We start from the raw sequence: 23433 nt of genomic DNA, 5'->3' as shown, positions 1-23433 counted from the left end.
GGACCTCCGTTGCCGCCGTCGTCCACGCGCATGCCCGATCCGACCCCACCCCGCCCGAGCATCGCCACCCTGCTGCGCCAGGCCTCGCCGCAGCCCGCGGACAACGCCACCGCGGCGGATGCGGACGCCACTGCAGACGCGGCGCATGCCGCCGATGCGCCGGCCACCGGTACGCAAGGCGACGTCGGCGACCGCGCGCCGGCCGATGCCGACAACGCCGACGCCGCCGAACCCGCGCCGGCCGTCACGCACATCCCGGCAGCACGGCCCGACGCCCTCCCGGCGCCGACCGCCGACGCCGAGCCGGTGCCGCACGCGCCGGCGACGCCTGTGGCCGACGCACCGGCCGCCGCCGCGATGCCGCGCGATGCGCGCCAGGACCCCGCGACCGACCCGGCCGCGCCGCACACCGCGCCGAGCTTCATCCGCGCGGCCGCCGCGCCGCGGCCGGTGCTGCGCGCCGCGCGCTGGCAGTGGGCCGCGCTGGCCGGGCTGAGCGTGCTGCTGGTGGTGCAGATCCTGGTCGCCGACCGCCAGCGCCTGGCCGCCGACGCGCGCTGGCGGCCGTGGGTGGCCGCGGTATGCCAGGTGCTGCGCTGCGAGTTGCCGGCATGGCGCGAGCCGGCCGCGTTCACCATGCTCAGCCGCGAAGTGCGTCCGCTGCCCGGCCGCGCCGGCGCGCTGCAGGTGCAGGCGACGTTCCGCAACGACGCGCGCTGGGCGCAGGCCTGGCCATTGCTGCAGCTGTCGCTGGCCGACGCCGACGGCCGCAGCGTCGGCACCCGCCTGTTCCGGCCGGACGAATACCTGGGCCGGCAACGCGCCGACGCGCCGACGCTGTCCCCCGGACAGAGCGCGCAGGTCGCCTTCCAGGTGCGCGAACCGGCCGCCGGGACGGCCGCGTTCAGCTTCGAGTTCCACTGAAACACAGCGATGCCGATCGCCGGCATGGCAGCGGCGCAGGTCACGCGCTAGACTCGTCCCCCCGCGCCGGCCGTCAGCGCCCGGCCCGCCGTCACCCGGGGATCCGCTTAACTTGAACGCCGCCACCACTCGTCCTGACACCAGTCGCGTCGCGCCCAAGCCGCCGCTGCGCGAACACGTGGCGCAGTCCGTGCGCCGCTACCTGCGCGACCTCAACGGGTGCGATGCCGACGACGTGTACGAGATCGTGCTGCGCGAGATGGAGATCCCGTTGTTCGTGGAAGTGCTCAACCACTGCGAAGGCAACCAGAGCCGCGCCGCGGCGATGCTCGGCATCCATCGCGCGACCTTGCGCAAGAAGCTGAAGGAATACGGGTTGGCGTGAGACGGGGACCGGGGACCGCAGCATGGTGTGCTGGCAAAAATCACTGTCAAGCGATTTGATGAAAAAAGCGCCGCTTTTCCCTCAGAAAAGCGGCGCTTTTATTTCAGCCCAGCGGCTTTCCTGTAGGAGGGGCCTCAGCCCCGACACCTAGCTGGCAAGCATCGGGGCCGAAGCCCTTCCTACAGAAGGCAAAGACGCAACGCACTCGCGACCATCCCCCCGGGTCCCCGGTCCCCGGTCCCCGGTCCCGAAGCCCTCAAACCCACCCATACCGGATCAAGTGAAAGAACACCGGCGCGGCGAAGCACACCGAGTCCAGCCGGTCGAGCACGCCGCCGTGGCCTTCGATCATGTGGCCCCAGTCCTTGATGCCGCGGTCGCGCTTGATCGCCGACATCACCAGCCCGCCGAAGAAGCCCATCAGGTTCGCCACCAGCGCCAGCGCGAAGGCCTGCAGCGGCGAGAACGGGGTGATCCACCACAGCGCCGCGCCGAGCGCGCTGGCCGACAGGATGCCGCCGACGAAGCCTTCCACGGTCTTGGACGGCGACAGCTTCGGCGCGATCAGGTGCTTGCCGAGCAGCTTGCCCCACACGTACTGCAGCACGTCCGAGGACTGCACCACGATCACCAGGAACGCGAACAGCAGCAGGTTGCGGCCCTCGTAGCCGGGAATGCGCAGGTTCAGCAGCGCCGGCACGTGCGAGATGCAGAACACGCAGATCATCAGCCCCCATTGCACCTTGGCGGTCCGCTCCAGGTAACGCGTGGTGTCGCCGCCGATGGTGGCCAGGATCGGCAGCACCAGGAACGCGTAGACCGGGATCAGCAGCGTGTACAGGCCGTACCAGTCGCTCCACACCAGCCAGTACTGCCACGGCAGCACGATGTAGAACGCGGCCAGCAGCGCGTAGTAGTCGCCGCGCCGGGTCGGCGCCAGGGTGATGAACTCGCGCAGCGCGAACAGCGACACCAGCGCGAACAGCGCGATCACGCCGATGCGCCCGAACACGAACGCCAGCGCCACCACCGCCGCCATCACCCACCATGCGCGGATGCGCGCGACCAGGTTGTCCAGCACCGCGGTCGGGCGTTCGCGCGCGCGCCAGCGCAGCGTCTCGGAGATCAGCGTGGCCAGCAGCAGCACCGCGGCGATGCCGAGGAACAGCCAGATCGTCTGCTGGCGCAGCGAGGATTGCTGCAGGTGTTCGCTGAAGGCGATCGGGTTCATCGCGCGGCCTCGGTCTGTTCCGGCGACAGCGCCAGCAACGCGGCGCGGGTGCGCTCGAGGAACGCCTGCTTGTCCTCGGCCGCGCCCAGCCGCAGCGGCTCGCCGAAGGTGGTGGTGCACAGCAGCGGCAACGGCAGCCACTTGCCCTTGGGCATCACCCGCTTGAGGTTGTCGATCCACACCGGCACGAACTCCAGTTCCGGGCGCTGCCGGGCCAGGTGGTAGATGCCGCTCTTGAACGGCAGCAGGCCTTCGTCGGGGTTGCGCGTGCCTTCCGGGAACAGGATCAGCGAACCGCCGGCGTCCACCGCCTCGCACAGGCATTCGATCGGGTCGCGGCTGCGCTGCGCGGCGTCGCGCTCGATCAGCACGCCGTTGAACACCGCGTGGATCAGGTAGCGGCGCAGCGCGTCGCGCTGCCAGTAGTCGGCCGCGGCCACCGGCCGCACCTCGCGCCGCAGCGATGCCGGCAGCGACGACCAGATCAGCACGAAGTCGCCGTGGCTGGCATGGTTGCCGTAGTACACGCGGCGCTCGCTGGACGGCATGCAGCCGCGCCAGAACGCGCGCGCGCCGGTCAGCAGGCGGATCGCGGCACTGCAGCCGCGGGCAATCAGACGGGCGATCATCTCGACTCCAGTTCGCGCACGACGGCGCGCAAGCGCAACACGATGGTCACCGCGGCGCCGGCGCTCAACAGCGCCAGCGCGGCGACCAGGATGGTTTCGGCCCACGCGGCCCGGCCCGGCAGCAGCGCCGCCGCGGCCAGCAGCGCGGCCAGCGACAGCCATTGCATGCGCTGCGCGCGCGCCATCGGCCCCTGCGCCGGTTCGCGCACGCCGCAGGCCAGGCCGAGCATGCGCACATAGGCGGTGCCCACGCACAGCAGCGCGGCGGCCCAGCCCAGCTGCGCGCCCCAGTCCAGCGACTGCTGCAGGCCGTAGCCCAGGCCCAGGCACACCAGCACGTCGGACAGGCGGTCGGGCGCCTCGTTGTAGACCTCGCCGGCGCGGCCGATCATCCGCGCCTGCTTGGCCATCAGCCCGTCCAGGCGGTTGCACAGCAACCGCCCCTGCAGCCCGAGCACGGCCAGCAGCAACAGCGCGGCGCCGTAGCGCGGCGGATCGCGCAGCGCGAAATAGAACATCAGCGCGGCCAGCGCGGCGAAGCCGGTGCCGGCCCACGACAGGCCGTTCGGGGTCGCGCCGCGGGCGCGCAGCGCCTGCGCCAGACGCGCACGCGCGCGCGCGGCCCAGGCATCGAACACGGGGAAGCGCCGCATCAGTCGCCGCCTCCGCCGCAGCCGCCACATCCGCTGCCGCCTCCGTCGCCGCCCGCGCTGCCGCAACTGCCGGTCGTGGCCGAGCAACCGCTGCCGCCGCCGGTTCCGGCCAGCGGCGCACGCACCTGGTGGTACGCAGCCCATGGCGTGCCCAGCAACACCGCCGTGCCGGCCAACGCCAGTTGCTGCGCCAGGTCCGGCGCAGGCAGGTCCGGCGACGGAGGGGCCGGCGCAGGCGGCGCGCGCAGTGGCGCATCGCGCTCGGCCAGCAGCGCGTCGCCGGCCAGGCTGCGCCGCGCCGGCGTCAGCGCGAACCCCAGCGCGATCATCGTCACCAACAGCATCAGCGCCACCAGGAAACCCACTGGGCGCTGCAGTTGCAGGCCGATGCCGACCTTGGCCGCGCCCAGCGCCCACAGGGCCAGCAACGGCGCGGCGCCGAGCAGGCGCGCGCACCCCGCATGGCCGCGGCCCAGCCACAACCGCTTGCCGATCAATGCCGCGCGCAGCGGCCGGGCATCGTCGCGCAGCGCCTGCAGCGCCAGCGACAGCGGCGCCGTCGTGCGCACCAGGGCATGCGCGCGCTGCAGCGGCGGCGGTACCGGCCCGCCGGTGGCATGCAGCCTGGCACGCTCGCCACGCACGGCGCCCCCGGTGGGTTGCGCGGTTTCCAGCTGCACGGCGTCGTGCGCGATCAGCAGCGCCAACTGCAGGTCGGCGACGCGTTCGGCGCCGCCGGCCAGGTAGGCCAGCTCGGCGACGTCGACCTGCTGGACCGCGTGCGCGCGGCCAAGACCGCGCACGGCGCGGCGCAAGCGCGCGGCGAGCGCGCAGGCCAGGCCGATCAGCAGCAGGAACAGCAGCAGGAACGAACCGCCCGGCCAGTGCAGCGGCGCGGCGAAATCGTTGGCTGCCGCCAGCCCTCCGCCCAGCAGCAGCGTCGCCAGCGACCACAGCCCCAGCGCGGCCGATCCGGAGCGCGGCGCCGGCCAGCGGCCGCGCGCGCGCGCAGGCGCCGCCTGCGCCGAAGGCGTCGTCGGCGCATCCGCCACCGGCTCGGGCCAGCATGCCGGCGGCGGTTCGCCGAAATGCCGCCGGTACCGCACGAGCGTGGCGCGATACTGGTCCTGGTAGCGCGCCGCGTCGGCGGCCGCCCCGCGCCCAGGCTGGTGGTGCAGCGTGGTCTGCAGCACCTGCGGGCAAAAGTGTTGCCAGTATTCGCGGGTGTCGGTGAGGTGGGCATGCCAGACCTGGTCGATCAGCGCACTGGGCGTGGCCTCCTCGGCGCTGGTGCAGGCCAGGAAGCAGAAGCGACGGTACTCCCCGACCGCCTGCGCCGCCTGCGCCGGACTGCAGTGCGCCTGCTTGGCCACGCGCCGCACGAACCGCGGCAATGCGTCGTCGTCGGCACCGAAGCGGTAGGCCAGCAGGCGCTCCCACAGCGCCTGCTGATCGCTGTCGGCATGGCGCAACGGCGCGCTGGAAGAGGGCAGCGGCGTCATCGGCGGCTCACACCGGCCCGGCGATCAGCGCCGCGAGCACCGCCAGCAGCACCAGCAGCGACTGCAGCGCCACGCTGGCCAGTTGCCACCGCAGCAGGCGGCGCATGCCGCGCCAGCGCGCGCTCCAGTCGCGCGCAGGCGGCAACCGCGGCAGCAGGCCCAGCCGGTGCAGCGCCGCATCGAGATCGCTGCCGGCCTGGTCGATGTCGGTCTCTTCCAGCACCGCATCGAGCAGCGACAGGTCCAGGCCGACCCGTGCGGCCCAGTAGCCCTGCAGCAGCGCGGCCGGCACGCTGAGCAGGCACAGCACCGCGGCGGCGCGTTCGCCGCCGGCGAACCAGGCCGCCAGCAGCAGCGCCACCACCAGCAGCAGCGCCGACAGCCGGTCCAGCGGCCGCCCCTGGCGCAACAGCGCGGCCATCGTGCGCAGCTGCAGGCGCGTGTTCATGCCAGCTGCTCCTGCGCCAACGCCGTGGCCGGCGCCGGCTGCCACGCCGCGGCGATGGCGCGCCGTTGCGCGGCTCCGAGCACGATCCGCGGCGCGCGCTCGCGCAGCTGCGCCACCGCCTCGTCCACGCTGCCGGCACGGCCGCTGCACAGCAGCCACGCGGCCACCGCCGCGGCGCTGCGCGAATAGCCCAGCGCGCAGCACACCAGCACCGGCCCGTGCGCACGCGCCGCCTCGATCGCCCGCGCGGCCTCGCGCAGCGCCGCCGGCGCCGGCGCGACCAGGTCCAGCATCGGCACCACGCGATCGTGCGCACGCGCATCGCGCAGCGACAGCTCGGCGCTGACGTCCACCACCGCGGCGAACGCGTCGCGCTGGCCGCGGCCGGGGATGCGCCCCAGCCACACGCCGTCGGCGACCGGCCGCGGCGCCGGATCGCGCTGCGTCCATGCCCGCGAATTGAGCCAGGCCGCCGCCAGGTACGGCGCGTACAGCCAGCGCGCGGCGACGCTGAGGCGGCCGTCGGCGCGCTTCTGCAGGCCAAGCGGGCCGAGCAGCGCGTAGTCCAGCGCGACCAGCAGCAGCGACAGCGCCGGCCACGCCAGCCACCACGCCGCGCCGCCCAGCGCCCAGGCCACCGTGACGCACAGGCCGCCGCCGCCCAGGTAGGCGCCGGCCAGCCGCCAGCGCGCCGGGTCGCGTGCCAGCGCCAGCGCGGCCCACGGCGGCGCCACCCGTTGCGGCCACAGCCATACGCACAGCCAGCCGACCGCCACGCCGGTGGGCACGTCGAGGAAATGGTGCTGGTAGGTGGTCAGCACCGAGATCCCGATCAGCGCGAACCACAGGTGCAGCGCACCGCGCGCCCACCCGTGCAGATGCTGCGCATAGCGCACCCACAGCACCACCAGCAGCACGATGTGCAGCGACGGCGCCTGGTTGAACGGCTTGTCGAAGCCGAGCAGCACCGCGAACAGCCAGCCGAACACGCCATCGCTGGGCGGCCGCTCGAAGCTGAAGCGCAGCGGCCACAGCAGGAAGCAGCCCACCGCCAGGACCTGCGCGGTCAGCAGGCGCCTGGCGTGCGTGTCCAGTTCGGCGCGGGTGCGGCAGACGAAGAACGAGATCACGTAGAACAGGTCGATCGACCAGTACGGCACGATCGTCCACGGCCAGAACGGGATCTGCGCTTCCCAGGCGAACGGCAGCGTCGGCACGTACGTCCGGCGGCCGGCCATCGCATTGGCGAAGCCGTAGCTGAGGAAGAAGAACGGCCCCAGCAGCGCCAGCCACGCCAGCGCACGCCGCCAGGGCCGCGGCGCCGGCTCGCTCACGGCGCGATCCGCTGCGCCAGCGACACGGTGAAGATGCCCCACTCGTCGATGCGCTGCTCGAGCTTGCGGAAGCCGGCCGCGCGCACCAGTTCGTCCATCTCCTGCTGGGTGCGCCGGCGCATGACCCACGCCGCGCCGTCGCGATGGCTGGTCAGCGCGCGGGCGATGAATTCCAGCTGCGGATGCCACGGCTGGCCGGTATAGGCCAGGTAGCCGCCCGGTTCGACCGCGGCCGCCACGCCCTGCAGCGAGCGCAGCACCTGGTCGTTGTCGGGGAACAGCTCGTACAGGCCCGATACCACCGCCAGCGTCGGCCGCGGCTGCAGCGCCGCCAGCGCGTCGCGGTCGAAGGCGTCGCCCTGCTCGAAGCGGGCGATGTCGGCGGCGCCGAGTTCGGCGATCAGCGCGCGGCCGCGCTCGACGTTCAAGGGGCTGAAGTCGCGCAGGGTGATCGCATCGGCGCGTTGCGGCGGGCCACCGGCCAGCGCCTCAAGCACGTAGCGGCCGTGGCCGGCGGCGATGTCGAGCACGCGCACCGGCGCGCCGGCCGCGCGCAGGCGCTGCATGGCCAGGCGCAGCAGTTCGTGCAGGTGGGTGCGGCGCACGCGGATGCCGCGCCAGCCGATCGCGTCCAGGTAGTTGCGGTCGATCATCCGTCCCAGCGGGCCGTTGCCGGTGGCGCGGTCGCGATAGACGTAGTCCAGCGTGCTGCCGGAATCGAAGCCGGTGTTCAGGCCCAGCGCCAGGCCCTCGGACAGCGTGCCGCCGAAGCGCAGGTTGGCGCGCACGAAGCGCCAGCGCAGGTCCTGCAGGCTGTACTTCTCCGGCGGCCAGGCCAGCCGCTCGGCCTCCTCGAAGGTGGACCCGTGCCGGTGCGCCTGCAGCAGGCTGGGCAGCGCCGCCGGCTCGGCGAAGCGCTCGCGCACGAAGCGGCGGATCTGCGCCAGCGCCGGCGCGCGGTCGCGCTCGCCCAGCGTGTCGTGGAAGAAGCCCGGCAGCAGGTGGCGCTCCTTCACCGGCGAGGACAGCCGCTCGTAGAAGCGGTCCTGCGGGCCGCGGTGCACGACGAAGTCGTCACCGGACACCAGCAGCTGCACCGGCACGGTGATCGCCTGCGCATCGCCGACCACGCGGTCGGCCGCCGCGTACACCCCGAGCAGCACGCGCACCGAGATCGGCCGGGTGATCAGCGGGTCGTCGCGGTAGCTGGCCACCCGCGCCGGGTCGTGGGTCAGCCACTGCGGCTTGACGTAGCTGTTGACGAAGAAATTGCCGCGCAGCTTGTGCAGCAGCGCCAGCCCGGGCCGAGCGAACGGCACGTACAGCTTGACCTTGAACGCCGGCGAGGCCAGCACCAGCGCGCGCAGCGGCGGCGCGTAGTCGTGCACCCAGGTGCTGGCGATCACCGCGCCCACGCTCTGCGCGACCACCACGATGTCCTCCACCGCGATGCCGTGGGCTTCGCCGATATGGGCGATGAAGCGGTCCAGGTCGCGCACCAGCGCCGGGAACCGGGCGCATCGCCGCGCACGCCGGGCGAGCGGCCGTTGCCGCGCGCGTCCCAGGCGAACATCTCCATGTCCTCCAGCCCCAGCTCGTCGGCCAGGTGCAGCACCCGTCCGGAGTGTTCGTGGCCGCGATGCAGCAGCACCACCGCGCGCCGCTGCGGCGACGGCGTCGCTGCCGGCCAATGCCGGTAGAACAACCGTTCGCCGTCGAAACTGGAAAATTCGCTCTCGCTGACCTGCCGCATCCGTCCGTGATCCTTTGCCATAGAAATACCGTTGCCGCATCCGCCTGCGGAGCCCATCCACCCCTTGCGTGCGGCCCGGCCTTCAGCCGCGCGGCGCTTCGCGCAGCCCGGCGGCGACGCGCCGCACGACCGTCGCCGCGCACAGCGCCGCCAACGCGATCGCGAACCCGTCCACCGTCTTCGCCCCCACCCAGCCGCCGGCCAGCAGCAGCCCCAGCAGGCCGATGGCGAAGGCGCGGTCGCTCTTGCCCATCGGCCCGTCGTAACGCCGGCTGGCGCCGACCATCAGCCCCAATACCCCCGCATACTCGGTCAATGCCGCCGCCAGCGCCAGCGTCCACAGCCAGGCGGCGCCGGCGCCGGGCACGCTGGCCAGGCTCAGGTACAGCGCCGCGTCGGCGATCACGTCGCACAGTTCGTTGAGGTAGCCGCCCAGCCGCGACTGCTGGCCGAACTCGCGCGCCAGCATGCCGTCCACCGCGTTCAGCGCCATGCGCAGCAGCATCCAGCCCGGCAGCAGCGCATACCACAGCGGCTGCGCCGGCGCGCGCCAGAACACCCACGCGGCGACCAGCAGCGACACCGCGGCCGCAGCCACGGTGACCTGGTTGGCGGTGACCCCGAGCCCGTGCAGGCGCCGCACGCCGGGGCGCAACAGCCCCTGGAAACGTCCTTTCAGTGCGTAGATCGAAACCATTGCGGGGTCCTGAGGGTCCATGCCGGCGCGGCGCAGCCTACAATATCGGCTCCCCGCTTCGATATGTGCCCCGACTCCATGTCCTCCGATTTCCTGCCCGTGCGCCGGGCATTGCTGTCCGTTTCCGACAAGACCGGCCTGGTCGACCTGGCCCGCGCGCTGGCCGCGCGCGGCGTGGAGCTGCTGTCCACCGGCGGCACCGCCAAGGCGATCCGCGACGCGGGACTGCCGGTCAGGGACGTGTCCGAGCTCACCGGCTTCCCGGAAATGATGGACGGGCGGGTCAAGACCCTGCATCCGAAGGTCCACGGCGGCCTGCTCGGCCGCGCCGGCACCGACGATGCGGTGATGGCCGAGCACGGCATCGCGCCGATCGACCTGCTGGTGCTGAACCTGTATCCGTTCGAGGCGGTCACCGCCAAGGCCGACTGCTCGCTCGCCGAGGCGGTGGAGAACATCGACATCGGCGGCCCGGCGATGCTGCGCTCGGCGGCCAAGAACTTCGCGCGCGTGGCGGTGGCCACCGATCCGGCGCAGTACGCCGACCTGCTCGCCGAGCTGGACGCGCACGACGGCCAGCTGTCGGCGGCCAAGCGCTTCGCGCTGTCGGTGGCCGCGTTCAACCGCGTGGCGCAGTACGACGCGGCGATCAGCAACTACCTGTCGGCGGTGTCCGACACCTCGGCCGAGGTGCCGGTGCGCGCCACCTTCCCGGCGCAGGTCAACGGCAGCTTCGCCAAGGTGATGGACCTGCGCTACGGCGAGAACCCGCACCAGCAGGCGGCGTTCTATCGCGACCTCTATCCGGCCCCGGGGTCGCTGGCGACGTTCGAGCAGTTGCAGGGCAAGGAGCTGAGCTACAACAACATCGCCGACAGCGACGCGGCGTGGGAGTGCGTGCGCCAGTTCGATGCGCCGGCCTGCGTGATCGTCAAGCACGCCAACCCGTGCGGCGTGGCGGTGGGCGCGGCCTGCGGCGACACCTACGAACTGGCCTACGCCACCGACCCGACCAGCGCCTTCGGCGGCATCCTCGCCTTCAACCGCCCGCTGGACGCGGCCACCGCCAAGGCCATCCTCGACCGCCAGTTCGTCGAGGTGCTGATCGCGCCGGACTACGAGGACGGCGCCCTCGACTACGCCCGGAAGAAGGCCAACGTGCGCGTGCTGCGCATTGCGCTGGCGCCGCCGTCCCAGCATTTCATCGACACCAAGCGCATCGGCTCGGGCCTGCTGATGCAGACCGCCGACGACCGCGTGGTGACGCGCGAGGAGCTCAAGGTCGTCACCCGGCTGACACCGACCCCGGCGCAGTTCGCCGACCTGCTGTTCGCCTGGAAGGTGGCCAAGTACGTCAAGTCCAACGCGATCGTCTATGCCAAGGACCAGCGCACCATCGGCGTGGGCGCCGGGCAGATGAGCCGGGTCTATTCGGCGCGCATCGCCGGCATCAAGGCCGTCGACGCGGGCCTGGCGGTGGAGGGCTCGGTGATGGCCTCCGACGCGTTCTTCCCGTTCCGCGACGGCATCGACGCCGCGGCCACGGCAGGGATCAAGGCGGTGATCCAGCCCGGCGGCTCGATGCGCGACAACGAGGTGATCGACGCGGCCAACGAACACGGCCTGGCGATGGTGTTCACCGGCGTGCGCCACTTCCGCCACTGACCGGCCAAGGGCCCCGGCACCGATGAAACCGAACCCGATGCGTCATCGCCTGGTCCTGCTGCTCGCCTGCGCCATCGCCGGCTGCAAGCCGAGTTCCGCGCCGGCACCGGCCGCCCCTGCCGCGCCGAGCGCGGCGACAGCGCCGGCGCCGGCCGCCACGCGCGTGCCGCGCACCGAACGCCTGCAGGCCTTCCTGCAGGCGCGCTACGGCAAGCAGGCGCGGCTGTCGCAGGATTGGAGCGGGCAGGCCGACGGATTGGACGTGCAAAGCGCGGTATGCGCCGAACAGCCGGTGGTGGTCGGCCACCAGGTGCAGCAGCTGCTTGCGGTCTGCCACCGGCTCAGCGACGGCGGCCACGCCAATCCGGGGCTGATCGATTTCCTGGTGCTGCGCGACGACGGCACGGGCCTGGCGGTGGTCGCCGAGAAGCTGGCCGACACCTTCGGCAGCGACGGCGACCCCGGCGCGGTGGACATCCTGCGGCTGGGCAGCGACTTCTACGGCTTCGTGGTCTACAGCAGCTGGATCGGCCAGGGCCTGGTGCTCGAGTCGCAGGACCTGGTGCTGCCCGGCCCCAAGGGGCTGGTCAACGCCGGCTCGGTGCGCCAGCACATCGACAACCAGGGCGCGCTGGACTGCAGCGACGAAGGCCGCGACCCGGAGCAGACGGCCGAGCAATGCCAGGCGCAGCTGTTCGACGTGGACTTCAAGCTCGCCGTGGACGACAGCGACCCGGCCGCGCGCGTATGGCCGGTGACGATCGAGGAAGTCGGCATGTCCTGCGGCAAGAAGCTCGGCACCACCCGCGTGTTCGAGTTCGATACCGAGCACTGGCGCTATCCGTTCCCCGCTTCCATGCAGCGCGAAGCCTGCGAGTAACCCTCCTTTCCTGTCACCGCGAGAAACGCCTTGAAAATCCTCGTCATCGGCTCCGGCGGCCGCGAACACGCCCTGTCCTGGAAGATCGCGCAGTCGGCGCGGGTGGACGAGGTCCTGGTGGCGCCGGGCAACGCCGGCACCGCGACCGAGGCCAAGTGCCGCAACGTGCCGGTCAAGGCCGACGACATCGACGGCCTGCTGCAGCTGGCCCAGGACGAGGCGGTGGCGCTGACCGTGGTCGGCCCGGAAGTGCCGCTGGTGCTGGGCGTGGTCGACCGCTTCCGCGCCGCCGGCCTGCGCATCTTCGGGCCCACGGCCAAGGCCGCGCAGCTGGAAGGCAGCAAGGCCTTCGCCAAGGAATTCCTCGCGCGTCACGGCATCCCGACCGCGTTCTACGAAGTGCATACCGAGGTGGACGCGGCACTGGCCTACGTGCGCGCCAAAGGCGCGCCGATCGTGGTCAAGGCCGATGGCCTGGCCGCGGGCAAGGGCGTGATCGTGGCGATGACGCTGGACGAGGCCGAGGCCGCGGTGCGCGACATGCTGTCGGGCAACGCCTTCGGCGACGCCGGCGCGCGCGTGGTGATCGAGGAATTCCTCGACGGCGAGGAAGCCAGCTTCATCTCGATGGTCGACGGCGCCACCGCGCTGCCGATGGCCACCAGCCAGGACCACAAGCGCGTCGGCGACGGCGACACCGGCCCCAACACCGGCGGCATGGGCGCGTATTCGCCGGCGCCGGTGGTCACGCCCGAGGTGCACGCGCGGGTGATGGGCGAGGTGGTCGAACCCACCGTCCGCGGCATGATCGCCGACGGCGTGCCGTTCACCGGCTTCCTCTACGCCGGGCTGATGATCGACGCGGCCGGCGCGCCCAAGGTGATCGAGTTCAACGTGCGCTTCGGCGACCCGGAGACGCAGCCGGTGATGCTGCGCCTGCAGTCGGACCTGGTGGAGCTGGTCGAGGCGGCGATCGACGGGCAACTGCACGCGACCGAGGCGCAGTGGGATCCGCGCCCGTCGCTGGGCGTGGTGATGGCGGCGGCGCCGTATCCGGAAGCGCCGGTCACCGGCGATGCGATCGGCGGCCTGGACCAGGTGCCGGCCGGCGCCAAGGTGTTCCATGCCGGCACCGCGCTCGATGCGCAGGGCCGCGTGGTCAGCGCCGGCGGACGCGTGCTGTGCGTGGCCGCGCTGGGCGACAGCGTGTCCGACGCGCAGCGCAACGCCTACGCCGGCGTGGCGAGCATCCACTGGGCCAACGAGTTCCATCGCCACGACATCGGCTGGCGCGCGATCGAGCGCGAACGCGGCGCATAACCGCGCTGCCGCGCTATCACGTGCAGCAATGCGGCATGTCCGACGCGCAGCGCAACTGCATGCCGCCCCGCCGCAGGCCCGAACGCCATCGCGCGCGCGCCTGCAGGAGCGACTTCGATCGCGACGGGCTCTACCGGTGATGCCCGTCGCGACCGGCGTCGCTCCCGCGGAGAATGCCGCCAGCTGCAGCGTGCATCGCCCGAAGCGCAATCGCAGCACATGGCTGCGATTGCGTGGCAGTGACTCGGCGCCGCTCGTCGCGCATCGCCCGATATCCAGTGCCTGCGGGCCGGCGCCGCGCTGCGCTGCTGCCACCTCCCTTGCAGGAGCGGCTTCAGCCGCGACAGGGCATTACCGGCACGTCCATCGCCACGAGCGCCCCTCAAATGACGCCGCCTGGACCGCAGATGCCCTAGCCTGCGTCGCCATCGGCATCCGGAGAAGTCCCATGGCGCTAGATCCCGACATCCGCGAACGGTTCCGCGAACTGGCGGCGCAGACCGACGGCATCGACACCGCGGTCTACGCGCAGTACGGCAAGGATCCGCTGGAGCCGATCATCGGCCTGGGCCGGCGCAGCGCGCGGCTGTGCTTCTTCGGCCGCGACCCGGGCCGCGCCGAGGTCGAGCACGGCGAGCCGTTCATCGGCAGCGGCGGCCAGATCGTGCGCAGCGCGCTGTATCGCCATCTGCACGACGGCGCGCCCCTGCCCGATTTCGAGGCCTCGCGCAAGGTCGGCCGCGGGTTCTTCTGGATCAACACCGTGCCGTACAAGCCGCTCGGCAACAAGGCGTGGTCGATGCAGGTGAAGCGGCGCTTCCACCCGCTGATGCGCCGGCTGCTGATCGAGCAATGGCGCGGCGGGGAGATCGTCACCCTCGGCCGCGAGGCCTTCCTGTGGTTCGGCATCGACCAGCCCAAGCCGGTGCGCGACCAGTTGCAGGCGTTCTGGGAGCATCCGCAGCGCTTCGTCCGGCACATGTCCGTGACCTTGCGCACCGAGACCGGCAAGTCGCGCAGCATGTCGCTGTATCCGCTGCCGCATCCGTCCCCGCTCAACCAGGCCTGGTTCAAGCGCTTCCCGGACCTGCTGCAGGCGCGGCTGCGCGAACTGGCGATCTGAAGCCGCGCCGCCCGCGCGGCGCGTGATGCGCCGGCGGCGGTCGCGTCGCACTGCACCGGTGGCGCGCAGGCGTGCGCGCCTCTGCCCGACCGGCGTTGGCACCGCACCGCTGCCGCCCGCATCGGCTGCACGGCCCGCGAGCGCATGCGCGCCGGGCGCCACCGCACGCCGGTGCATTGACGCGACGCCGGCGCGGCGGAACAATGCGCGCCAGCCACCGCTGCCGCATCGCGTTCGCGATGCCTTCCCCCGCCACCGGGTCGCGCGCATCCCAGCCACCGTTGCTTCCGTCCATCCACGGCGGACGGCGTGCCGCTGTCCGCGCTGCTATCGAGGCTACCTGATGCTGCGTTCCACTCCGTCCCGCGCGCCCGGCCGTCGCATGCCGCTGTGCGCCGTTGCACGCTCCCTGCTCGCCGCGGCCACCGCGCCGCGGCATCGCCTGCTGGGCCTGGCGCTGCTGTCGCCGCTGGCCAGCGCGGGCATGCCGGCGCTGGCCGACGAGGCCGCCGCCGCCCCCCAGGCCACCGAGCTGGACGCGGTGCGGGTCCAGGCCGAACGCGCGCGGCTCGACGGCGGCGCGCTCGGCAGCCGCACGCTGTTCGACACGCCGTTCTCGGTGGTCGCGGTGGATGCCGAACAGCTGGAGACGCGGCAGGTGAACGCGCTCGGCCACGTGTTCGCCGGCGACGCCTCGGTCAACGCGGTCGGCAACCGCTACGGCATGTGGGCGTCGATGCTGAACGTGCGCGGCCTGCAGCTGGATTTCGGCAACAGCTACAAGCTCGACGGCATGCCGTTCTACTCGTTCGGCGTGGAGCTGCCGATCGAGCTGTTCGAGCAGGTGCAACTGCTCAAGGGCGCCAGCGGATTCCTGTACGGCTTCGGCGCGCCCGGCGGCATCGTCGACTACGTCAGCAAGCGGCCGACCGAGCAGCCCTACCTGGCGTTGGACATCGGCTATCGCAGCGACAGCCTGTTCTCCGAGCACGTCGATGCCGGCGGCCGCTTCGGCGCCGAGGACCGCTACGGCTACCGGATCAACGCCTCCAACGAGCAGGGCGACGTGTACTACGGCGGGCACCTGCAGCGGCAGGCGGCGTCGGCGGCGCTGGAGGCGCGGCTGGGCGAACGCGTCACCTGGACCGCCGACCTGCTCTACCAGCGGCGGCAGATCGACCGGCTGATGCCGTACTTCAGCGTCACCAGCTTCGTCGGCGAGCGGCTGCTGCCGGCGATCGACGGCGGACGCGAACTGGCCGCCGACGCCGCCTTCGGCGACACCCGCACCGGCTCGGCGCGCAGCGGGCTGCGCTGGGACATCGACGCGCAGTGGCAGGCGCGGCTGGACTACGCGTGGCTGCGCACCGACCAGCGCTTCGACCAGGAGTACTTCTACGTCGGCAACGCCGCCGGCGACTATGGCGACTTCACCTTCGTCGGCCACAACGTCAACCGCTTCAGCACCGTGCAGGCGTTGCTCGAAGGGCGCGTGGACACCGGCCCGCTGCGGCACCAGCTGGTGTTCGGCGCGTCAGGGCAATGGCAGCGCGTGTGGGCCAACGCGCTGAGCGCGTGGGGCCTGGCCGCAGGCGGCAACCTCTACGACGGCTTTGCCCGGCTGCGCTGGCAGCCGTCCAACCAGCTGGCCCAGTACCGCTCGGCCGACTACCGGCAGCAGGCGCTGTTCGCCAGCGACACCATCGCCCTCACCTCGCGCTGGTCGCTGCTGGCCGGCGCACGCTACACCGACTACCTGCAGCGCAGCTACGCCGACGACGACGGCGCCCTGGCCTCGGAGTACCGGCAATCGCCCATCACCCCGACCGCGGCGCTGCTGTTCAAGCCGCGCGCCGACACCACGCTGTACGCCAGCTACGTCGAGTCGCTGGAACAGGGCAGCACGGTGTCGGCCAACTACGCCAACCGCAACGCGGTGCTGCCGCCGCTCAAGAGCAAGCAGAGCGAGCTGGGCGCCAAGGTCGAACGCGCGCAGTGGTCGGCCAACGCCGCGCTGTTCCGCATCGAACGCGGCGCCACCTACGTCACCGCCGACAACCGCTTCGTCCAGGACGGCATGATCCGCTACCAGGGCCTGGAGCTGGAGGGCCAGTTGCGCCCGGCCGACGGCTGGAGCCTGGGCGGCAGCGTGCTGCTGCTCGACGCCGAGCACCAGCGCACCTCCGCGGCGCTGGCGGGCAAGCGCCCGGGCGGGGTGGCGCGGCGCAGCGCGGCGCTGCAGCTGGCGCACACGCCAAGCGCGATGCCGGCGCTGGACCTGCACCTGGACGCGCGCTACACCGGACCGATGACGCTGCTGGCCGGGCGCGCGCTGCAGGCGCCGGGCCATACCGTGTTCAACGCCGGCGCCGGCTGGCGCACCACGCTGGGCGCGCACCCGCTGACGCTGCGCGCCGAGGTGCTGAACCTGTTCGACCGCCGCTACTGGCAAGGCAGCAACTTCACCATCCAGCCGGGCGAGCCGCGCACGCTGGCGTTGAACGCGAAGCTGGAACTGTAGCCGGCGGCGGCCGCATCCGGCGCGGCGAGCCTGCGGCGAACGTGGCCACAGCAGGTCCGCACGCGGTGCACGGGACCGTGCGGCGCGCAGTGCCTGCCGCCGCCAGGAACGCGGCACCGGAGTCCGCACTCGCTGGCGGCACGCAGCGCCCGCCGTTGCGGCCGCGCCTAGCCGGGGAAGCGGTCCCGGTGGGTGCGCGCCTGGGCCCAGGACTTCACGACTACTGGAAGGCGATCGCAAACCACTGGCGCCTTCCGCGCCGGTCGCACGCGCCGGCCGGGCGCCGCATGCGGAGCCGACCACCGCCTGCCCTCGGCGCCGCTGCAGCCGCGCCGAGGCCCGGCCATAATGGGCCGCCCTCGGCTACGCGCCCCCGCATGCCCTCCCTCGAATCCCGCCTGAGCCTGCTCTGGGCCCACGAGAAAGCCAGCTATGGCCTGCGCAGCCTGATCGCGCTCGGCGGGGCGATGGCGCTGTGCTGGCGCCTGCAGGAACTGGACGCGGTGCCGGCGGTGTTCCTCGGCATCATCGCCAGCGTCGTCGCCGAGACCGACGACAACTGGCGCGGCCGGTTCAAGGCGGTCGCCGCGTCGCTGCTGTGCTTCGCGGTGGCCGCGCTGGCGGTGCAGCAGCTGTTCCCGTATCCGCTGGCGTTCGCCGCCGGACTGGCGCTGTCCACCTTCGCGCTGACCCTGCTCGGCGCGCTCGGCGAGCGCTACGCGTCGATCGCCCAGGCCACGGTGACCCTGTCGATCTACGTGATGATCGGCATCGACCAGCACCACGGCGGCGCCGACGCGCAATGGCGCAACATCGTCTGGCTGCTCGGCGGCGCCGCCTGGTACGGCGCGCTGTCGGTGCTGTGGTCGGCGCTGTTCGCGCAGCGTCCGGTGCGCGAGCGCATGGCGCGGCTGTTCGTCGAGCTGGGGCGCTACCTGCAACGCAAGGCCGACCTGTTCGAGCCGGTGCGCGAACTGGACCAGCAGCAGCGGCGCCTGGCGCTGGCCGAGCAGAACGCACGCGTGGTGGCGGCGCTGAACGCGGCGAAGATGGCGATCATCAGCCGCTTCGGCCGCTCCGGGCGGCCCGGCGTGCAGTCCGGGTTCTATTTCCGGCTGTACTACATGGCGCAGGAATTCCACGAGCGCGCCAGTTCCTCGCACTATCCCTACGACGCGCTGACCGAGGCGTTCTTCCACAGCGACGTGCTGTACCGCTGCCAGCGCCTGCTCGCGCTGCAGGGCCGCGCCTGCGCCGCGCTCGGCCATGCGCTGCGGCTGCGCCGGCCGTTCGTGTACGGCGCGCAGACGCGGCAGGCGCAGGCCGACCTGGACGCCTCGCTGGATTTCCTCCGGCAACAGGACAACCCGCGCTGGCGCGGCCTGCTGCGCTCGCTGGACCTGCTCGGCGACAACCTGCAGGCGATCGAGCGGCACCTGTCAGAAGCCGCGCAACCGGACGCCAACGTCGGCGAGATCGACACGCGCCTGCGCGACTCCACCCCGCACACGCTGCGCGAGATGGGCCAGCGCCTGCGCCAGCAGCTGACCCCCGGCTCGCTGCTGTTCCGCCACGGCCTGCGCATGGCGCTGGCGCTGCTGGCCGGCTATGCGGTGCTGAAGATGGTGTACTCGAACAACGGCTACTGGATCCTGCTGACCACCGCCTTCGTCTGTCGCCCCAGCTACGGCGCCACCCGGCTGCGCCTGGTGCAGCGCATCGCCGGCACCGTGATCGGCCTGCTGCTCGGCTGGGCGATGATGCAGCTGGTGCCCACCGGCTTGCCGCAGCTGCTGCTGGCGCTGGCCGCCGCGCTGCTGTTCTTCGTCACCCGCAGCGACCGCTACACCGTCGCCACCGCGGCGATCACGCTGATGGTGCTGCTGTGCTTCAACCAGCTCGGCGACAGTTTCATGCTGGTCTGGCCGCGGCTGGTCGACACCCTGATCGGCTGCGCGATCGCCGCGCTGGCCTCGTTCTTCGTGCTGCCCGACTGGCAGGGGCGGCGCCTGCACCAGGTGCTGTCGGGCGTGGTCGGCGCCTGCGCCAGCTACCTGGAACAGGTGCTGGAGCAATACCGCAGCGGCAAGCGCGACGACCTGCCGTACCGCATCGCGCGCCGCGACATGCACAACGCCGACGCCGCGCTGTCGGCGGCGCTGGGCAACATGCTGCGCGAGCCGGAGCCGTACCGGCGCAACCTCGACTCGGGCTTCCGCTTCCTGGCCCTGTCCAACACCCTGCTCGGCTACCTCTCCGCGCTCGGCGCGCACCGCGCGCAGCTGCCGCCGCATCCCAGCGACGCGCTGATCGGGGAGGCCGGGCAGCAGTTGCAGCGCGACCTGGCGCGGATCGCGACCAGCCTGGCCGCGCGCCACGCGCCCGATCCGGCCAGCGTCGACTATGCGGCGCTGGCGCAGGAGCTCGAGCAGATGCCCGAGGACACCGGCGACAAGCACCGCCTGCTGCGCACCCAGCTGGCGCTGGTGGCGCGGCTGATGCCGGAACTGGAAGAAGGCGCGCGCAGCGCCCTGTCCGCCTGAGCCAGCACCGGCGCACGCGGCGTGGCGAGGCGGGGACGTGCCGCGGATGCCGGCATGCACGCGGTCCAATGCGCACTTCGTCCGCGAAAGAGGCCCTGGCCAGCCGCAAGGCTGCGCAGCGGCCCGGCGCGCGTGAACCTAGCGGCCTTGGTCCGGTGCGATCGCAACCGCGCGCGCGGCGTTGATCCGGCATCGACGCGCCGGACCGAAGCCCCTCCCACAACCGCGCGAGCGGTGCGCCTCATCAGCGCCATCCCGACCGGAAGCAGCCTTCGCTGGACAGCCGCAGCGCAACACCCGTCAGAGCAGTTCGACCAGCGCCAAGCCGCATAGCCGACACCAGTCCACGGTTCCAGTGCCGTAGCTCGCACCACAGCAGCCGCTGCCCACGACCCGATCCCCGATTCCCGATTCCCGATCCTGCTATGTGCTCTGTGCTCTGTGCTCCCCGGTCCCCGGTCCCCGGTCCCCGGTCCCTGGTCCCGCCAGTCCCGAGTCCCGAGTCCCGAGTCCCGAGTCCCCACAATTTTGCTAGTCTCCGCGTGCTCGCAAGGAGGGCGCATGTCCAGCCACAACCAGTTCGCCCTGCTCAAACAGCGCCGCTTCCTGCCGTTCTTCGTGGTCCAGGCGCTGGGCGCGTTCAACGACAACGTGTACCGGCAGGCGATCATCGGGCTGCTGTTCTACCTGGGCGTCACCCCCGAGCAGCGCACGCTGTACACCAACCTGGCGCCGGCGCTGTTCATCCTGCCGTACTTCCTGTTCTCCTCGCTGGCCGGGCAGATCGCCGAGAAGCTGGAGAAATCGCGGCTGGTGGTCATCACCACCACGATGGAGATCGCGATCATGTCGCTGGCCGCAGTCGGCTTCCTGACCGAGAACATGGCGGTGCTGCTGGTCGCGCTGTTCTGCACCGGCCTGCAGTCCACCCTGTTCGGCCCGGTGAAATACTCGATCCTGCCGTCGGTGCTGAAGCCGGAAGAGCTGACCGGCGGCAACGGCCTGGTCGAGATGGGCACCTCGATCTCGATCCTGTGCGGCATGATCCTGGGCGGGCTGATCTTCCAGATCGCCGGCAGCCACGGCCCGGTCGCCGCGGCCACCGCGGTGATCGCGCTGGCGGTGACCGGCAACCTGGTCGCGCGGCTGATCCCCAAGGTCGATGCCGGCGCGCCGGGACTGAAGATCAACTGGAACCCGCTGCCCGAGTCGCTGGCGATCATGCGCCTGAGCCGCCGGCAGCCGGCGGTGCGCAACGCGATCCTGGGCGTGTCCTGGTTCTGGTTCATCGGCACGGTGCTGACCGCGCAGTTGCCCACCTATGCCGAACTCAACCTCGGCGGCGCCCAGGACCTGTACATCTTCGCGCTGGCGCTGTTCTCGATCGGCACCGGCACCGGCTCGCTGCTGTGCGAGAAGCTCTCCGGGCGCACCGTGGAGATCGGCCTGGTGCCGCTGGGCGCGTTCGGCATCAGCGCGTTCATGCTGGACCTGTATTTCGCCCGTCCCGGCGGCGCGTTGCAGGCCGGGCTGGGCATCGGCCAGTTCGTCGGCCAGGCCGGCAGCTGGCGGATCATGTTCGACCTGGTCGGCATCGGCCTGTTCACCGGCTTCTTCGTGGTGCCGCTGTTCGCGCTGATCCAGAGCCGCACGCCCAAGGCCGAACTGTCGCGGGTGATCGCCGGGCTCAACATCCAGAATTCGCTGTTCATCGTGGTCGCGGCGATGGTCGGCATCGCCTTGCAGATGGAACAGCTGACGCTGTTCGGCACGCGGGTGCCGATGCCGGGGCTGAGCATCCCGCAGGTGTTCCTGGCGCTGGCCATCGCCAACGCGCTGGTGGCGATCTGGATCTTCAGCATCGTCCCCGAATTCCTGATGCGCTTCCTCAGCTGGGTGATGGTGCGCGTGCTGTACCGGCTGCGCCTGCACGGCATCGAGCGCCACGTGCCCGACGAGGGCGCGGCGCTGATCGTGTGCAACCACGTCAGCTACATGGACGCGCTGATCCTGGCCGCGGCGATCCCGCGCCCGGTGCGGTTCGTCATGTACTACCGCATCTTCAACATCCCGGTGATGCGCTGGATCTTCCGCACCGCCAAGGCGATCCCGATCGCCGGCGCGCGCGAGAACCCGGAACTGATGCAGCGCGCGTTCGACGAGATCGACGCGGCGCTGGCCGAGGGCGAACTGGTATGCATCTTCCCCGAGGGCGCGCTGACCCAGGATGGCGAGATCGCCGCGTTCAAGTCCGGCGTGGAGAAGATCCTGGAGCGGCGCCCGGTGCCGGTGGTGCCGATGGCGCTGCGCAACATGTGGACCAGCATGTGGAGCAGGCGCGACTCGCGGCTGCGGCGCATGCGCGTGCCGCGCCGGATCCGCGCGCACGTGGAGGTGGCCGCCAGCGCCCCGGTCCCCGGCGAGAGCGCCAGCGCCGAAACGCTCGAGGCGCAGGTGCGGCAGCTGCGCGGGGATGCCGCCTGAGCGCCGGGGGGATGCCGTAGAGCGCGGGTTCAGGTAGATTAGACGTGGGGAAACGCCTTGTACGCGGTCGCGCCGTCCCGGCACGCCGGCCCAGGCGCCGTCATACAGGGAATCCTTTCATTGAGCCACGTTCCACCCTTGCCGCCCAACGGAGCGGGCATCTACGTTCCCAATAACCTGGTGTGGGCGATCCTGTCCACGCTGTTCTGCTGCCTGCCGCTGGGCGTGGTGTCGATCGTCTATGCCGCGCAGGTGGACGGCAAGCGCGCCGCCGGCGACGTCGCCGGCGCGCGCGAGGCCTCGCGCAAGGCCGGCATGTGGGCGCTGTATTCGGCGCTGGCGATGCCGGTGCTGCTGGCGCTGTGGTTCCTGCTGTTCGGCGGCATGGCCGTGCTCGGCAGCCTCGCCAATCACTGACTTTTTCAACCCCCCGCTTCACCACCCAACCGGAGTAACACGGATGAACACCACCGCACCGCAAGTTTCCAACAATCTCGTCTGGGCGATCCTCAGCACGCTGTTCTGCTGCCTGCCGCTGGGCATCGTCTCGATCGTCTTCGCTGCCCAGGTCAACACCAAGCTGGCCGCCGGCGACGTCGCCGGCGCGCAGGAATCGGCCGACAAGGCCAAGAAGTGGGCGATCTACTCGGTCATCGGCTGGGTCGTGGCCGTCGTGCTGTACATCATCTTCTTCGCCGTCCTCGGCGGCGCGGGCATGCTGCAGCAGCAGTGATCCGTGCGCGCGGACTGCGGCGGCCGGGGCTGGCGACAGACCCGGCCGCCGGGCCGCCGCAGATGTCGATGAACGCCCGTCTGGCCGCCCTGCCGCGCTGGCTGCCGCTGGCCGCGCTCGGCGCGGCTGCGGTCGGCGCGACCGTGCTGTTGCGCCGGATCGATCCCAATGTGGCCGGCAACCCGTTGCCCGCCTGTCCGTTCTATGCCCTGACCGGGCTCTACTGCCCCGGCTGCGGCAGCACCCGCTGCCTGCACGCGCTGGTGCACTTCGATCTCGCCCACGCGCTGGCGATGAACCCGTTGCTGGTGGTCCTGCTGCCGGTGCTGGCGCTCATGGCGCTCAACGCCGCCGGGCTGCGCATGCGTGCGCTGGCGCCGCTGCTGAAGATCCTGGCCGACCCGCGATTGTGGCTGTGGCTGCTGATCGGCTACGGCGTGCTGCGCAACCTGCCGTGGTATCCGTTCGCGCTGCTGGCGCCGGGCTGAGCGCCGCGCGGCAGCGCCGGCGGCAGGGCCTGCGCTAGACTTCACCGCTGAAGCCCGAAGTCGATTCGAAGGAGATCCGCATGAGCACCGTGATGCCCCCCGCCCCGCCGCCGGCCACGC

The 23433-nt window shown here is 71.9% G+C and carries 19 protein-coding genes and 1 pseudogene; 12 read left to right on the top strand and 8 right to left on the bottom strand.

Translation table 11 applies throughout. The features are described from left to right. The first annotated feature begins 30 nt into the window (after positions 1-30). Positions 31-924, top strand: coding sequence for a DUF3426 domain-containing protein (locus JR065_RS21615; RefSeq protein WP_241093789.1), 894 nt, complete (start codon positions 31-33; stop codon positions 922-924). Between the two features lie 112 nt (positions 925-1036). Further along, complete coding sequence (fis, locus tag JR065_RS19950; RefSeq protein WP_206236234.1) at positions 1037-1309, top strand: DNA-binding transcriptional regulator Fis; 273 nt, start codon at positions 1037-1039, stop codon at positions 1307-1309. Between the two features lie 256 nt (positions 1310-1565). On the opposite strand, the gene JR065_RS19945 is transcribed toward fis, so the two are convergent. The 8 genes and pseudogenes from JR065_RS19945 to JR065_RS19910 form a co-directional block, all read right to left on the bottom strand. After that, positions 1566-2540, bottom strand: a complete 975-nt coding sequence (locus JR065_RS19945; protein ID WP_206236233.1) for a phosphatidate cytidylyltransferase — start codon at positions 2538-2540, stop codon at positions 1566-1568. Beyond that, positions 2537-3169: a lysophospholipid acyltransferase family protein gene (locus JR065_RS19940; protein ID WP_206236232.1), complete on the bottom strand. Its 633-nt coding sequence runs from the start codon at positions 3167-3169 to the stop codon at positions 2537-2539. The genes JR065_RS19945 and JR065_RS19940 overlap by 4 nt, the downstream gene beginning before the upstream one ends. Beyond that, positions 3166-3822 (bottom strand): CDP-alcohol phosphatidyltransferase family protein, encoded by a 657-nt coding sequence (locus JR065_RS19935; protein WP_206236231.1) that lies wholly within the window; start codon positions 3820-3822, stop codon positions 3166-3168. Before JR065_RS19935 ends, JR065_RS19940 begins: the two co-directional genes overlap by 4 nt. Next, on the bottom strand, positions 3822-5324 hold the full coding sequence (locus JR065_RS19930) for a TIGR04222 domain-containing membrane protein (RefSeq protein WP_206236230.1): 1503 nt from the start codon (positions 5322-5324) through the stop codon (positions 3822-3824). The genes JR065_RS19935 and JR065_RS19930 overlap by 1 nt, the downstream gene beginning before the upstream one ends. Positions 5325-5331: 7 nt before the next feature. Continuing rightward, on the bottom strand, positions 5332-5772 hold the full coding sequence (locus JR065_RS19925) for a hypothetical protein (protein ID WP_206236229.1): 441 nt from the start codon (positions 5770-5772) through the stop codon (positions 5332-5334). Next, the gene (locus tag JR065_RS19920; protein ID WP_206236228.1) at positions 5769-7106 is read right to left on the bottom strand and encodes a dual specificity protein phosphatase family protein; all 1338 of its coding nucleotides are present in this window, start codon (positions 7104-7106) and stop codon (positions 5769-5771) included. Before JR065_RS19920 ends, JR065_RS19925 begins: the two co-directional genes overlap by 4 nt. After that, positions 7103-8859, bottom strand: a pseudogene (locus tag JR065_RS19915) (bifunctional alpha/beta hydrolase/class I SAM-dependent methyltransferase). Before JR065_RS19915 ends, JR065_RS19920 begins: the two are co-directional and overlap by 4 nt. Positions 8860-8941: 82 nt before the next feature. Then, positions 8942-9556, bottom strand: coding sequence for a CDP-alcohol phosphatidyltransferase family protein (locus JR065_RS19910; RefSeq protein WP_206236227.1), 615 nt, complete (start codon positions 9554-9556; stop codon positions 8942-8944). Positions 9557-9634: 78 nt separating this feature from the next. On the opposite strand from JR065_RS19910, the gene purH reads away from it, so the two are divergent. From purH to JR065_RS19860, 10 genes are all read left to right on the top strand, one after another. Then, complete coding sequence (purH, locus tag JR065_RS19905) at positions 9635-11221, top strand: bifunctional phosphoribosylaminoimidazolecarboxamide formyltransferase/IMP cyclohydrolase (RefSeq protein WP_206236226.1); 1587 nt, start codon at positions 9635-9637, stop codon at positions 11219-11221. Between the two features lie 37 nt (positions 11222-11258). Then, positions 11259-12101, top strand: a complete 843-nt coding sequence (locus tag JR065_RS19900; RefSeq protein ID WP_206236224.1) for a hypothetical protein — start codon at positions 11259-11261, stop codon at positions 12099-12101. Between the two features lie 30 nt (positions 12102-12131). Then, positions 12132-13421, top strand: a complete 1290-nt coding sequence (gene purD / locus JR065_RS19895) for a phosphoribosylamine--glycine ligase (RefSeq protein ID WP_206236223.1) — start codon at positions 12132-12134, stop codon at positions 13419-13421. Between the two features lie 448 nt (positions 13422-13869). Next, positions 13870-14544 carry a uracil-DNA glycosylase family protein gene (locus JR065_RS19890; protein ID WP_206236222.1) on the top strand — a complete coding sequence of 225 codons (675 nt, stop codon included), beginning with the start codon at positions 13870-13872 and terminating at the stop codon, positions 14542-14544. Between the two features lie 343 nt (positions 14545-14887). Beyond that, the gene (locus JR065_RS19885; RefSeq protein WP_206236220.1) at positions 14888-17065 is read left to right on the top strand and encodes a TonB-dependent siderophore receptor; all 2178 of its coding nucleotides are present in this window, start codon (positions 14888-14890) and stop codon (positions 17063-17065) included. 377 nt (positions 17066-17442) lie between these two features. Beyond that, a complete protein-coding gene (gene yccS / locus JR065_RS19880; protein WP_206236219.1) occupies positions 17443-19608 on the top strand; it encodes a YccS family putative transporter in 2166 nt (721 codons plus the stop codon). A 561-nt stretch (positions 19609-20169) separates the two neighbouring features. Then, entirely contained in the window at positions 20170-22092 is a 1923-nt protein-coding gene (locus tag JR065_RS19875) for an MFS transporter (RefSeq protein ID WP_206236218.1), read from the top strand. 120 nt (positions 22093-22212) lie between these two features. Next, complete coding sequence (locus JR065_RS19870) at positions 22213-22509, top strand: CD225/dispanin family protein (protein ID WP_206236216.1); 297 nt, start codon at positions 22213-22215, stop codon at positions 22507-22509. A gap of 43 nt (positions 22510-22552) precedes the next feature. Next, positions 22553-22825, top strand: a complete 273-nt coding sequence (locus tag JR065_RS19865; protein WP_206236215.1) for a CD225/dispanin family protein — start codon at positions 22553-22555, stop codon at positions 22823-22825. An 80-nt stretch (positions 22826-22905) separates the two neighbouring features. After that, positions 22906-23313: a DUF2752 domain-containing protein gene (locus tag JR065_RS19860; RefSeq protein WP_241093790.1), complete on the top strand. Its 408-nt coding sequence runs from the start codon at positions 22906-22908 to the stop codon at positions 23311-23313. The last annotated feature ends 120 nt before the right edge of the window (positions 23314-23433 follow it).

The organism is Xanthomonas sp. (assembly GCF_017163755.1).
Classification (GTDB): domain Bacteria; phylum Pseudomonadota; class Gammaproteobacteria; order Xanthomonadales; family Xanthomonadaceae; genus Xanthomonas_A.
Note: the sequence above shows the minus strand (reverse complement) of the source record. Positions and strands in the feature narration are given on the sequence as shown.